The 13,755-nt window shown below is 40.3% G+C and carries 10 protein-coding genes; 4 read left to right on the forward strand and 6 right to left on the reverse strand.

The genetic code is table 11. The features are described from left to right. The 3 genes from AC6CHU_RS12895 to AC6CHU_RS12905 form a co-directional block, all read left to right on the forward strand. The coding region (locus tag AC6CHU_RS12895) for an FAD-linked oxidase C-terminal domain-containing protein (RefSeq protein ID WP_498121971.1) at positions 1–1,191 on the forward strand (1,191 nt) is incomplete at its 5' end. Continuing rightward, a complete protein-coding gene (locus AC6CHU_RS12900) occupies positions 1,188–2,513 on the forward strand; it encodes a (Fe-S)-binding protein (protein ID WP_159870380.1) in 1,326 nt (441 codons plus the stop codon). The genes AC6CHU_RS12895 and AC6CHU_RS12900, both read left to right, overlap by 4 nt. 111 nt (positions 2,514–2,624) lie before the next feature. Next, positions 2,625–2,825: an alpha/beta-type small acid-soluble spore protein gene (locus tag AC6CHU_RS12905; RefSeq protein WP_159870378.1), complete on the forward strand. Its 201-nt coding sequence runs from the start codon at positions 2,625–2,627 to the stop codon at positions 2,823–2,825. Between the two features lie 54 nt (positions 2,826–2,879). Here AC6CHU_RS12905 and AC6CHU_RS12910 read toward each other — a convergent pair whose 3' ends face one another. From AC6CHU_RS12910 to AC6CHU_RS12935, 6 genes are all read right to left on the reverse strand, one after another. Continuing rightward, entirely contained in the window at positions 2,880–4,073 is a 1,194-nt protein-coding gene (locus AC6CHU_RS12910) for an anti-sigma factor domain-containing protein (protein WP_498121974.1), read from the reverse strand. Next, a complete protein-coding gene (gene sigI, locus AC6CHU_RS12915; protein WP_396398227.1) occupies positions 4,070–4,798 on the reverse strand; it encodes an RNA polymerase sigma factor SigI in 729 nt (242 codons plus the stop codon). Before sigI ends, AC6CHU_RS12910 begins: the two co-directional genes overlap by 4 nt. Before the next feature lie 275 nt (positions 4,799–5,073). Beyond that, positions 5,074–5,550 (reverse strand): hypothetical protein, encoded by a 477-nt coding sequence (locus AC6CHU_RS12920; RefSeq protein WP_251283137.1) that lies wholly within the window; start codon positions 5,548–5,550, stop codon positions 5,074–5,076. A 143-nt stretch (positions 5,551–5,693) separates the two neighbouring features. Then, positions 5,694–8,978, reverse strand: a complete 3,285-nt coding sequence (locus AC6CHU_RS12925) for an efflux RND transporter permease subunit (RefSeq protein ID WP_498121977.1) — start codon at positions 8,976–8,978, stop codon at positions 5,694–5,696. 241 nt (positions 8,979–9,219) lie between these two features. Next, on the reverse strand, positions 9,220–10,617 hold the full coding sequence (gene nhaC, locus AC6CHU_RS12930; protein ID WP_159870336.1) for a Na+/H+ antiporter NhaC: 1,398 nt from the start codon (positions 10,615–10,617) through the stop codon (positions 9,220–9,222). Between the two features lie 395 nt (positions 10,618–11,012). Next, entirely contained in the window at positions 11,013–12,590 is a 1,578-nt protein-coding gene (locus AC6CHU_RS12935) for a peptide chain release factor 3 (protein WP_159869449.1), read from the reverse strand. Between the two features lie 189 nt (positions 12,591–12,779). Between AC6CHU_RS12935 and AC6CHU_RS12940 the strand changes: the two genes are divergently transcribed. Further along, complete coding sequence (locus tag AC6CHU_RS12940; protein ID WP_498121980.1) at positions 12,780–13,655, forward strand: metal-dependent hydrolase; 876 nt, start codon at positions 12,780–12,782, stop codon at positions 13,653–13,655. The last annotated feature ends 100 nt before the right edge of the window (positions 13,656–13,755 follow it).

The following is a 13,755-nucleotide window of genomic DNA, read 5'->3' on the forward strand; positions in this document are numbered from 1 at the left end:
AATTTATGTGCAGGCACCTGCCCTACAGAAGGAGGAATTGTACTTCTGTTTAAGCATATGAATAAAATTATTGAAATCGATCAGGAAAACCTTACAGTTACGGTACAGCCTGGTGTCATCACACTTGATATGATTAATCATGTTGAAGCAAAAGGACTTTTTTATCCTCCCGATCCAAGTTCAATGAAAATAAGCACAATCGGCGGAAACATCAATGAAAATTCAGGCGGACTCCGAGGATTGAAATATGGCGTTACAAGGGACTATGTGATGGGGCTGGAAGCTGTACTTGCAAACGGAGACATTATCAGAACGGGTGGCAAGCTTGCAAAAGACGTGGCAGGATATGATTTTACCAGGCTGCTTGTAGGGTCTGAAGGAACTTTAGGGATTATTACAGAAGCCACATTAAAATTAATCCCGCTTCCTGAAGCAAAAAAAACAATGCTTGCTCTCTTTCAGGATCTGGAACAAGCTGCAAAATCCGTCTCAAAGATTATCGCGGGCAAAATCATTCCTGCCACTCTGGAATTTTTAGATCAGCCTACACTAAAAGCAGTAGAGGACTTCGCTCAAATCGGATTGCCAACCGATGTTAAAGCTGTTCTTCTTATCGAACAGGATGGGCCGGTTGACGTTGTTGTTAAGGATATGCAAAAAATGGCGGAAATCTGTCAGGAGCAAGGTGCTGTTTCAGTGCAGCTTGCAAAATCCGAACAGGAAGCCGAAGCTTTAAGAACTGCAAGACGTGCCGCCTTATCGGCTCTTGCTCGCCTAAAGCCGACAACCATTCTTGAAGATGCTACAGTGCCAAGATCTGAAATTGCCAATATGGTAAAAGCCATCAATGAAATTTCCGAGAAGTACGATCTTTCAATCTGTACTTTTGGCCATGCCGGAGATGGCAACCTGCATCCAACATGCCCTGCAGATGCAAGGGATAAAAATGAAATGGAACGTGTTGAAAAAGCCTTCGAAGAGATTTTTATTAAAGCGATAGAACTGGGAGGAACAATTACAGGCGAACATGGAGTGGGGGTCATGAAAGCGCCTTATCTTGAACTGAAACTTGGCCAGGCAGGAATTAATGCCATGAAAGCGGTAAAAACAAGTTTAGACCCTAATAATATTTTAAATCCAGGCAAAATTTTTGCCAAGGACAACAGGAAACGTGTGGTGGTTACACGATGACAACATTAAAAGAGCAGAAAGTTATTCAGGATGAATTTGCGAAGCGAATGGATGAAGACGAGCTATTGAATTGCATGCGCTGTGGTTTCTGCCTCCCATCATGCCCCACTTATGTCGAATCCGGCTATAAAGAATCTCACTCCCCAAGGGGGCGGATTGCGCTAATGAAAGCTGTTGCTGACGGTTTGATTGAACCGGACGAAGATGTAGAGAGATCACTCGATCTTTGTCTTGGCTGCCGTGCATGTGAGCCTGTATGTCCTTCTGGGGTTAAGTATGGACACTTACTTGAAGATGCGAGGGATATCATTAATCAGAATAAGAAACACTCCCTGCCGGTCAGAGCAGTTCGCAATTTGGTCTTTGAAGGCCTTTTCCCCCATCAGAACAGAATGAGGGCAGCTGCTGGGCTTGTTGGTTTCTATCAGCGCTCAGGCCTGCAGGCAGCCGCCAGAAAATCTGGGATTCTGAATTGGCTTCCTGAAAATCTCAGCGCGATGGAAAAGGTACTTCCTCAAGTACCGAAATTAAAAGAAATGAAAAACAGGCCATCCTATCTCTCAGCAGATAAGCCGGTAAAGAAAGTAGCCTTTTTTACAGGGTGCTTAATGGATACGATGTTCATGGAAACAAATAATGCAACAATAAAACTTCTCCAGCTTGCCGGATGTGAAATTCATATTCCTGGAAATCAAGCTTGCTGCGGTGCTCTTCACGGTCATAGCGGCGAAAAAGAGACAGCTAAAGATCTGGCTAAGAGGAACATAGAAGCCTTTGAAAAACTGGAAGCAGATTATATCATCACAAATGCAGGCGGATGCGGGGCATTCCTTATTGACTACGGGCACCTCCTTAAAGATGACAGGGAATGGCATGAAAGAGCAGTAAAGTTTTCGGAAAAACTTAAAGATATAAGCCAAATTCTTTATGAACTTGAATTTCATAAAAAAGTTTATCTTAAGCTGCCTGGACAGATCGTAACCTATCAGGATTCATGCCATTTGCGCAATGTCATGAAAACCGCCATAGCACCCCGTACCCTTCTGAATTCAATCGAGGGCGTTGAATTCAGAGAAATGAAGGATGCAGACAGATGCTGCGGTTCTGCCGGTATTTATAATATTGTTGAATCTGAAATGTCTATGCAAATACTTGATCATAAAATGATTCAGGCCAAATCTGCAAATGCTGCAATGATTGTAACCTCTAATCCAGGCTGTCTTCTTCAGATGAAGCTGGGGATCGAGCGTGAAAGGTTGCAGCATAAGATTAAAGCAGTGCATATCGCAGACATCCTGTTAGAGGCTGCCAGTGAAAAATAAACCTGCTGCATATGCCGAAATTTTACCACTTATGAAACCCCCTTTTTAATTCATACTAGAAATACAGAGGGATAGTAACTCTGTAAGACCAATTAAAAGGAGTTGAATACAATGGCAAGAAGCAGCAATAAACTTTTAGTTCCTGGTATTGAACAATACATGGACCAGGTTAAATATGAAATTGCCCAGGAATTTGGTGTTCAATTAGGCTCTGATACGGTATCCCGGGCTAATGGGTCTGTTGGAGGAGAAATTACTAAACGTCTTGTCCAGCAAGCTCAGGCTCAAATGTCCGGGCATAATAATCAATAACAACTTCATATAAATGGAAAAGGTCCGGAGCATGCTCCGGACTTTGCTTTTCTTTTATCGTTTTCCTCTCTCCTGGTGTTTCCCTTGTTTATTTCCGCCGTGGTTATTTCGTTGGTCCCTTTCTTGATGCTTTCCCTCAGGACCGTTTCCGCCACTTTTATTCCACTGTTTTTTATCATCTTTATGATTTCTGTCAGGTTTACCCCTTTTTTCATTATCCGGCGCCGTGCGGCGAAATTGATTTTGATTATTTTGAGCTTTCCCCCTAAAATCTTTCTGATGTTTCTTATCTATATTATTTTGTCTATACTCATGCTTATTTTGATTGTGACTGCCATTTTCGTTCATTTGGCTGTTTTTTCCGCTGTTTTTCTTAACTTTGTTATTGTGCTGATTTTCGGATTTCTTACTCTGCCCTGGAACAGCTGGCTTTTTTTCCTTCTCTTTCTCTACACTAAGCTCTTCTTTTTTTATTTGGCTTTGTTGTGTTTTAGCAGACTTTTTTGGAGAATTTGACGGTTTATCAGCCTGTTTATTTTGATTCACCGGCTCAGATATTTTCTTATTGACACCGTCAGCCTTTATTTTATTTTCTTTATATAAACCAGGCGACAGTCCTTTATCAATAGCTTCGTCTCTTTCCTCTTTGCTTGCTTCCAATAAAGTTACTTCAAGCTGCTCTTTTTGTGCAGCTAGTTTTATATCTGCTAACTCTTTCTGAATACGCTCATCCGCTTTATTATTCTGATCTGTATAAACGGCAGCAATGACTACTTCCTTGTTTTCCTTAAAATAGCCCTGCTCCTTTATCTGGAGAAGAATTTTGTCAGCTACTTCATGAATACTGTTCTTTTTCCAGTCCTTTATATTCTGTATAATCCGTTTTCCTTCTTCATTGTAAGGAACAAGTTTCACTACCTGATATTCCTGATTGACCCCTAATTCAATGCTTGGATTAACGTCTATTGACATATAAGCGTAAACTTCGTCCTTTTGTAATAAGGGCAGAAAAGACACAATTGCGAGCATGATCGCAAATACTGCTGCCATTATTCCTTTTCCTCTTGATAAACTAAGGATAGGTAATAGACGCGACAACATTCCGTTTTTCAGTTCTATTGGGAAGAATACAATTTCCTGGCCTATTGCGTAAGCACGATTTTGTTTTCGGGCACGCAGAAATTCTCCTTCCGGGGTTAATAGTGTTAAAAAACGTTCGTTAATTTCCATGATTATACCTGTTTTCACGTTTCTAACACCCCTTTGATATAATCCTTTAAAAAGACATAATCGCCAGTTAATATCAATGATATGGCAATTATATATTTTCTATTTCTCTCTATTGTTTTTCTGCTTAAAGATACATAACCCTCCAGCTGCTTAATCGGCAGCTTTTTTTTATCCAAAAGAATACTTTTAAGTTCTTCATTTTCAACCAGAATTTTAGCAACTGTCATGGCATTTTTTCGTGCATCCGCATGTTTGGGGGACTGTTCGATCAGATCACTGAATGTCAGGCCGAATTCCTGAAGAATTTGCGTAAACTGGATAATTTCTTCTTTCCTCAGTTGTTCATCTGTTTTTTTTCTGTAGTCTTCAATGGACAATTCGTCTTCTATTGCCGAACCGGCCGTATCATCATCTTCAGGATTAGAAACTCCATTAAAACTGAGATTCTGAAATTTGGATTGTTTACGAATATAATCAATAACGCGCCTTTTAATCAGAACTTCAGAAAAACTGATGAGTGAACTGCCCTTATCTGGACTGTACTTTTGAATGGCTTCATTAAAAGCTATGAGGCCTATGCTAAATTCATCATCAGATTCATGAATATACCTTTTGCAGACTGATGATACGGTTTTTGCAATAAATGGCTTGTATGATTCTATTAGCTCATTATTTAATGCTGCATTTCCCTGCTGTATTAACTCTACCGTTTCTTCGAGCGATTTTTTTCGCTTTTTCGGCATAAACAATAAACCCAGCAATAGCCCCACCTCTTTTCAAAAAACATTATATCATACGGTGTCCATTCGTATTATGGATAGGGGCTATTGTAAAAGTATTGTAAAAGCTTTAATTCTCTATAAGATTTCACCTCATGATTTAAGTTATAGCGGCCGCTTGTTCATTACAACTGTACGGATTCATGAAGCAGGTTTGTGGGGGTAATGGAGGAAAATATAAAAAAAAGCCTTAACATCACTAAAGCACCAGTGTGTCAAAGCTTTTTCATTAAATTAACTTAAGTACTAACAGCCCGCTTTCTTAATTTTAGGATCAGCCACCTGACCAACAGGCCAGTTGCAACACCAGGAATAACAAAGAGCATGGGAAGAAAGACCGGACCAAAAAAAACCCCAAACAATTTCAGCCTAGTTGAGTACATAAGTCCTACAGTGACAAAATAGGCACTGAATACAAAAGGAAGGAATGATAATTCTTCCTTTTCCGGCATTGCACTGCGGTATGCATCCCACATTGCAAACATATAAAGACAAGGATAAAACATGAGCCACTGATAATTAAGGACATGAACAGCTTTATCAATTTCTCCCATGAAACTAAACATGATAGCCGAATTAAAATGGCTGTATACATTAATGATAAATTCAAGGACAACAAACAATGTCCCCTTCCACAGCTGCCCCACCAATAATTGGCTAAAACCTGGCAATGCAATACTCCAAAAAACTGCTTCTAGTTTACTGAGTTTTTTCATTTCATTACCACCAGCTACAAGTCGATAACTTTATTGTGCTCCGAATATTGGCCAATTATCAATTAATTTTCCAGCTTTTTTCCTAATACACATTCATAGGAGTGAAAAAGGACTCCTTCATCGGAAGGAGCCTTCATAAGGTTTTAGGAATTATCATTCCGTTTTTCTGTGTTCTTTTCTTCGCCATCTCTTTTTACAATTTTTAATAAGTCCTCCAGAATAGCTGCCAGATCCTCTCTGCTGTATGATTTAGCATCTGAGGATTGAAGCTGATTATTGTCATCATCATTATCGTTATTCCAGTTTCTGTCCACTCTTTCTTCTAGCAGGTAAGCAGGCACTAAGTGGCCATCCGGTGTGGCATACATTTTATTTAAACGCCGTGTATCCCTGTCAAAAAAGCTATATACAACAGGTATCACAAATAGCGTCAAAAACGTACTGCTAATCAGCCCGCCAATCAGCGTAATTCCCATCGGCTGGTTAATTTCTGTTCCTTCACCAATACCAAGAGCCAGAGGCACCAGTCCAAGTATAGTAGTTAAGGCTGTCATAAATATTGGCCTTGCACGGTCCTTAACTGAAATAATTATGGCATCATAGCTTTTAAGACCCTGTTCTTTCTTTTGGTTAATATAATCAACAATAACTATTGCATTATTAACGACAATTCCTGCAAGCACAATTATCCCGATTATGGCTGTTAAACTGATCGGTGTTTGGGTTATAGTAAGAGCAATTGCCACCCCTATCACCATGAGCGGCACAGTAACCATGATAACTAACGGATACTTCAGCGATTCAAATTGAGCTGCCATGACAAGATAGATAAATACGATTGCCAGTACAAATGCGAGAATCAGATCATCAATTGATGATTCCAGTAATTCCCGGTCACCGCTGAAAACAACCTCTGTTTCGTCCGGCAAGTCCAGATCAGCAATTTCTTTATCCACTTCTTTTGATATGGCACCCATGTTTGTAGAAGACTTGTACTTTAATGTAAATTGGACAGCATCCTGCTGATTAATGCGCTGTATATTTACCGGTCCTTCTCCCCGCTCTATATTGGTTACATCACTTAGAGCAGCGTAATTGCCATCAGGCTTTTTAATAAGCAATTTCTTCAAATTCTCTATATCCTGTGTGACTTCCCGATCGTACTCTACAAAAACGCCGTATATATTGGATTCTTCATCTATCATTTGTGTAGCACGATTGCCCCGGGTAACATCATTTACTGCCATTGCCACTTGGGCTGGAGCCAGCCCCTGCTCAAGAGCCTTATCACGATCCACAGTAATTTGAATCTCTTCAATGGTATCCATAAGATCAGTCGACAATTCGGTTACATCATCAAGGTTTTTCAGTGCATTATAAATTTTATCTACATTTTCCTTTAAACGGTTTGGATCTGTATCCCTCACACTGAAGGCCAGTGTATTAGGCGATGTACCTGCTGTTGATTGGGTATTAAACGAGAGTTCTGCAGTTGTATTTACCTTTGATGCAGCACTTTCCAGATCTTTTTTTACATCATCTGCAAATTCAAACGTAGACCTTTCCCTCTTGTCCAGCTCCTTCATCTTGATATACACTTCTGCGATATTGGCATTTTTCGAACCACGAAAGGATCCTTCCTGTGTAGTTCCGATGAGGCTGACAAATGTATCAATATCCTCTTCATTCTTTAATTCTTCCTCTAAAGCCGAGATAACCTTTTCTGTTTCTGAAAGTGCAGTACCGTTCTCAAGCTCAACTCTTACCGTAAAGAAGCCTTCATCTGCATTTGGGAGAAATTGTGTGCCTACCGTGGTCATTCCATAGCTCCCCGCTGCCAGCAACAGCATGGTAATAGCTATGACCGCTGCACGATTCCGCAAAGCCCACTTAATTGATTTTTCAAGTGAACGCATTGAGCCTGTTTCCTGCCTTCTTGCTTCCATGTTGGTTTTTGGAGCCTTCAGCAGCCTGCCCGCAAGCATCGGGACAACTGTCAGGGCAACAGCCAGAGATGCAAATAAGCTAAAGGAAATGGTCAGAGCAAACTCCTTAAACAATTCACCAATGATGCCAGTTATAAATACTACGGGAAGGAATACTGCAACTGTCGTAAGTGTGGAGGCAGTAATTGCACCTCCTACTTCTTTTGCCCCTTCACTTGCAGCCGTTTTAGGATCTTTTCCCATTGATAAATGGCGGTAAATATTCTCTATAACAACAATGGAATTATCCACAAGCATTCCTATTCCAAGTGCCAATCCTCCGAGAGTCATAATGTTTAAGGTGAAATCGGAAAAATACATTAAAACAAATGTAAAAATAACTGAATAAGGAATAGAGATGCCAATGATGAGCGGACTTTTAACATTTTTCAAGAAGAAAAACAGGACAATCATGGCAAAAATACCGCCGAGAATCAATGAATTGGAGATATTCCCTATTGCAAGATTTATGTAATCTCCCTGGTCAAAAAGTATTTCTGATTCAATATTTTTAAACTGTTCCTTTTCAAGAAGAGTATCCAATTGTTTTATAAATTGATCTGAAACCTCTGCTGTATTAGCATCTGACTGCTGCAGAACACTAAGCAGGACAGATGGAGCCTGGTTTGTGCGTGTAATAGTGCGATCATCCTGGCTGGTCAGCTGAACCTCCGAGATGTCGTCAAGGCTTACTTTATTTCCTGATGCGGGGTCAACTGTTACTGTTAGCTTTTTCAGAGTGTCAAGAGAATCAATGGAACTGATAATTCTGGTTGTCAGCTCTTTTCCCTCAGTCAAAACCGGATCACCCGGCATGGAAATATTATTGGATTCAATTACATCCACTACATCCGCCTGGCTTAATTTGAAGTCCCTCAGTTTATCCTGGTCAAGCTCCACTCTTACTTCCTTAATGGCCGTTCCGGAGAGGTTAACACTTGCTACTCCCTCAATTTTAGCCAGCTCGAGATTCAGTTCGTCTGCAAGCTTTCTTAATGCTTCAGGTTCCTCTTCTCCACTAAGGGATAATTGAATTATCGGAAACTGGGCAGGATCAAATTTCATAAATCGCGGTTTATCAGCTTCATCAGGAAGCTGTGTCTGATCCAGTCTTTGAATTACTTCACTTTGTATTTCATCAATATTTGTAGTCCATGAAAATTGCATTAAAATGAAGTTTGCGCTTTCCTGCGAGGTAGAGGTCAATGTTTTAATCCCCGGCAATGTTGCCAGATTTTCCTCAAGCGGCTTAGTTACTTTTTCCACCACTTCATCGGGACTTGCTCCAGGGTAGGAAGTTACTACAACTCCTACAGGAGGGTTAAGGTCTGGAATGAGTTTTAATGGAATATTTAAGAGGGAGACAACCCCTAAAATAAGCACTAAGAACATGGTAACCAATGTAAAAATTGGCCTTTTGATTGAAAAATCGCTTATTCGCACACTTTTCTGCTCCTTTCAATGACTGTATGGATAACTGACCTATGCATTTGGTAGAATAACACATTCTAACTATATTAAAGCAGGTACAGCGATGCAAGCAATCAGTGTGCTGTATGAGTAATCAATTTGCAGAATTTCTATCTCCAGAAAAAAAACGCTTCATCATAATAAATTACCGCGGTGAATTGATGAGGTTAATGATAAAAAAAGCTGCCGAGAGTTTCTCGACAGCCTGAGCAGCCTAATCAGCTGCTTTTCTTTGTAATTTTTCAATCTTAAAGCCAGTAAATCCATAGATTAAGGTGATTACAGGACTGAGCAGACAGAATAAGGCAAATGGAAGGTAAGCTGTTGTTTCTACACCTAATACTCCTGATAAAAATACTCCGCAGACACTCCAAGGAACTAATGGATTTACAACAGTGCCTGCATCTTCAAGAATTCTGGAAAGATTCTTTGGATGAAGCCCGGCTTTTTCAAAGGGCTCCCTGAAGGTATTTCCTGTTAAAAGAATTGAAAGGTACTGCTCGCCTAGCAGGAAATTAATTCCGACTGCTGTTCCTGCTGCTGCCGCTACTAGAGTTGACACCCGATTCAAAAACCGTTTGATTCCTTCAAGCAGAGCTGGAAGTATGCCAAGCTTAAAGAATAAACCGCCCATAGAAAGCGCGAGCAAAACCAGAGAAATAGAAAACATCATGCTTTCCATGCCGCCTCTTGATAAAAGGGCGTCAACTTCCTCTGAACCGCTTGTCGAAGCATATCCCGAAAACAGCAATGTCATAACTTTTTCAATGCCAAAGCTGCTTTGGACGATAACAGCTAAAATTAATGCGGATATAATGCCAGCAGACAGCGTAATAAAAGCTGATACTTTTTTCAGGGCCAATATAGCCAAAATCACAAAGGGAATTAGGGAGTACCAATGTACTAATCCCTCATCCAGTAAAACTTTTTTCAATTGGGCAATCTTTGAGAAATCAGACGCTGCTTCCGATGGTGATAGAAAAGCAAAGATTGCCAGTGAAATGATAAACGAAGGAATGGTTGTCCAGGCCATCGTCTTGATATGCTCAAATAAATCCACCTTAACTGTCGATGATGCCAGGTTGGTTGTGTCGGATAGGGGCGACATTTTATCACCAAAAAATGCACCTGAAATAACTGCACCAGCCGTAATTGCATCCGAGAGGCCCAATGCGGAACTGACTCCCATAAAGGCCACTCCCAATGTTGCAGCTGTTGTAAGTGAGCTTCCTATGCTCATTCCGATCACAGATGTTACCATAAATACAATGGCATAAAAGAACTTTCCATTGACAGCTTCCAGAGCCATGTAGATAAATGTAGGAATCGTGCCGCTCGCCATCCAGCTGCTTATCAGCATCCCGATTAAAAAGAAGATAAAAATTGCTCCTAATCCGGACTGAGCACCTTCAATAAGCCCCTTTTCCAGCTCTGCTATAGATACTTTTCTTAATAAACCGTAGGCTATTAATCCCATTATCGCGAAAACAACAGGAATATGGGGAACTGCCCCGGCAAAAATAATTGAATAGCTGATTCCGCCTAAAATTATGAAAGTGACAATAAGTGCCTCCAAGGGCTTTATATTTAATACTGCCTTATCTTGATGCATAACGTTTTCCTCCTAAAGTTGCCTGTAATTTAATACAAACAAAAAGAGCCCTCTCGCCTATAGGGACGAAGGAGCTCCGCGGTACCACCCTAATTGATAAGCAATTGCTGCTTACCCACTTAAAAATATATTGTCCATTTTGGTTGCAGTTGTATTTCGACCATTGCTGCCTGGATTTTCATCAGCCATCCAGTTTCTGTTTGCTGCCGGCAATTACTCTACTTTTGCTGCGGACAAGTTCTTCAGTTGAGATTACACTTTCTGCTTTTAAACTTAAACGCTTTTTAGCGTTAAAGTGCATGTGTTAATACTATATTATCTATTAATAAATATGTCAATAGGATTGAGTAAGGAATATATGTATAGCTAAAACGGCCCTTAAAGGGCCGCCATTTTTATTCCGAATCCATCGGGTTATATAGATTTACATCCGGATTTTTTTCCTGGAACCATCTTAGTGCAAAGTCATTTTCAAATAAGAAAACGTTTTTGCCATAACGGTCTTTAACCAGGAGACTTCTTCCGCTGGAAAGGTTTTCGTTGACCTCATCGCCTTCTACCCAGCGTGCAATCTTAGAGCCTTGTCTTTCCATATAGACTTCTGTGTTATATTCATTTTTCATTCGGTGCTCAAAAACTTCAAACTGAAGCTGGCCCACTGCACCCAGGAGATATTCTTCCATTTTGACAGTCTTAAATAGCTGGATGGCTCCTTCCTGAACCAGCTGCTGAATGCCCTTATGAAAATGTTTTTGCTTCATGACATTTTTAGCTGTTACTTTAACAAAGAGTTCAGGTGTAAACTGAGGAAGACGCTCATATTGAAAATTATTTTTGCCAACTGTTAATGTATCGCCTATTTGGTATGTTCCCGGATCATAAATCCCGATGATATCCCCGCTTACTGCCGAATCAACTGTACTCCGGTCATCAGCCATGAATTGAGTGGACTGCGCAAGCTTAATGGACTTCCCGATTCTTGGAATATTCACGGCCATGCCCCGCTCAAATTGGCCGGAACAAATTCTTAAGAATGCTATCCGGTCGCGATGTGCAGGATTCATATTTGCCTGAATTTTAAATATAAATCCGGAAAATTCCTCTGATAGCGGATCAATTTCCCCTGCAGTCGAATTTCTCGGCTGCGGCGGAGGTGCAAATTGCAAATAAGACTCAAGAAAAGTCTGTACACCAAAGTTTGTCAGTGCACTCCCGAAAAACACTGGGGTCAGTTCTCCATTTGCGATTTTCTCTCTTGAAAACTCATTGCCTGCTTCATTTAAGAGCATAATCTCTTCAAGCGTCTGATCATATAGCCCAGTATCCTTAATCGAATGGCTTCCCTCTATTTCTCCGTCCTGATTTAAGGGAAGAAAGCGCTCATCGTCCTCTACTCTGAACTGCTCGATTCGATTATTAAACCTGTCATAGATTCCAAGGAATTCTTTCCCCATTCCAATTGGCCAGTTCATTGGGTAAGATTCAATTCCCATAACTTCTTCTAATTCAGCTAGGAGCTCAAGAGGTGCTTTCCCCTGGCGGTCAAGCTTATTCATAAAAGTAAAAATCGGAATTCCTCTCATTCGGCAGACTTTGAATAATTTGAGTGTCTGCTCCTCAATACCTTTTGCTGAGTCGATGATCATAACAGCACTGTCAACGGCAGTCAGTGTGCGGTACGTATCTTCACTGAAATCCTGGTGACCAGGCGTATCAAGAATATTAACGCGTGCACCCTCATATTCAAACTGCATCACACTGGAGGTAACAGAGATACCACGCTGCTTTTCAATTTCCATCCAGTCGCTAGTCGCATATTTGCCTGTCTTCTTCCCTTTAACTGTTCCTGCATCACGAATGGCACCCCCGAATAATAGGAGCTTTTCGGTCAGCGTGGTTTTACCGGCATCCGGGTGGGAAATGATCGCAAACGTTCGGCGGGATAAAACTTCTTCTTTAAAATTTTTGGACATAGTCGTTCCTCACTTACTTATATGAAAATTTGTTGATCTAGCAATCAATGTGTCACTTAATTATTGCAATACCTTCAATTTTATCTCTCTCATGTAAAGTTTGCAACGCATTTAAGATTGCATATTTCTTTTTATTACTCTTTTTGAGGCTTATAATAGGGAAACTAAATGTAAAAAAGAGGTGAAAACATGGACACAATTACTCATACTCTATTCGGCTTGAGTCTTTATGGTGCAGTTGATAAGCGGAAGATGGATAAAAACTCTAGAAGAGCGTATTTGCTTACCACTGTTGGGGCAAGCCAAATTCCGGATATTGATGTCATTTCGCGCTTATGGGATACAGAAGGACTTTATCAAATGTGGCACAGAGGGATTACCCATTCCGTTTTCCTGACTCCACTGTGGGCTATACTGTTTCTGCTGCTGTCTTATCTGCTTTTCAGAGTCAAGGATAAGAAGCTTTTTCTGCTGGGATGGCTTGCCGTTTTCATACATAATACAAGTGATTTATTCAATGCATGGGGAACGGGTTATTTAGAGCCATTTTCATCTATGAGGGTAACTTTTGGAACGATTCCAATTGTTGATTTAGTGTTTTGGATTATAATAGGAGCGGCCTTTTTCTTTACAAAGAGGAATAAATCAAAATCACCCTATTATTTTAAAATGGCATGGGCTTTTATGCTGCTGCACGTGGTAATCCAAAGCACACAGGGATACCTGATTTATAAGCAGTATGATGTTCACTATGAGCAGGTTGCTCTATCGGCAGAATTTATACCATGGACTTACTCTGTTATTACAAAAAAAGATGACGAAGTGACCATATTTAAAGATGCTCTTTTTACCGAAAAGAAAACCCGGTATGTGCTTAAATCGAAAGAAACTGCTGATTTGGACAAGTTGTTTTCACAAGCTCCTGAAGCTAAAACCCTTTATGAATGGTCCCCATTTGTTGTACTTGTTGATGATGATGAAAGGCTCGGACTCTACGATCCCCGTTTTTACAGGAACGGCCAGTCATTTTTATTCGAATATATTGAAAAAAATGCTAAAAGATGAGCTCAGCGCTCATCTTTTTCCGTTTATTCCCATTATTTTCTTCATGCATACTGGTTTCATGAATTTATTCCTTTTGCACATAATACAAGTATTGAGCTTT

The organism is Cytobacillus sp. GQ23 (assembly GCF_059758675.1).

Bases quoted from the DNA above. Each gene is read 5' to 3' on its own strand.
- sigI (WP_396398227.1), bottom strand. From the start codon at position 4,798: ATGCCGAAAAAGCGAAAAAAATCGCTCGAAGAAACGGTAGAGTTAATA.
- AC6CHU_RS12900 (WP_159870380.1), top strand. From the start codon at position 1,188: ATGACAACATTAAAAGAGCAGAAAGTTATTCAGGATGAATTTGCGAAG.
- AC6CHU_RS12905 (WP_159870378.1), top strand. From the start codon at position 2,625: ATGGCAAGAAGCAGCAATAAACTTTTAGTTCCTGGTATTGAACAATAC.
- AC6CHU_RS12935 (WP_159869449.1), bottom strand. From the start codon at position 12,590: ATGTCCAAAAATTTTAAAGAAGAAGTTTTATCCCGCCGAACGTTTGCG.
- AC6CHU_RS12940 (WP_498121980.1), top strand. From the start codon at position 12,780: ATGGACACAATTACTCATACTCTATTCGGCTTGAGTCTTTATGGTGCA.
- nhaC (WP_159870336.1), bottom strand. From the start codon at position 10,617: ATGCATCAAGATAAGGCAGTATTAAATATAAAGCCCTTGGAGGCACTT.
- AC6CHU_RS12920 (WP_251283137.1), bottom strand. From the start codon at position 5,550: ATGAAAAAACTCAGTAAACTAGAAGCAGTTTTTTGGAGTATTGCATTG.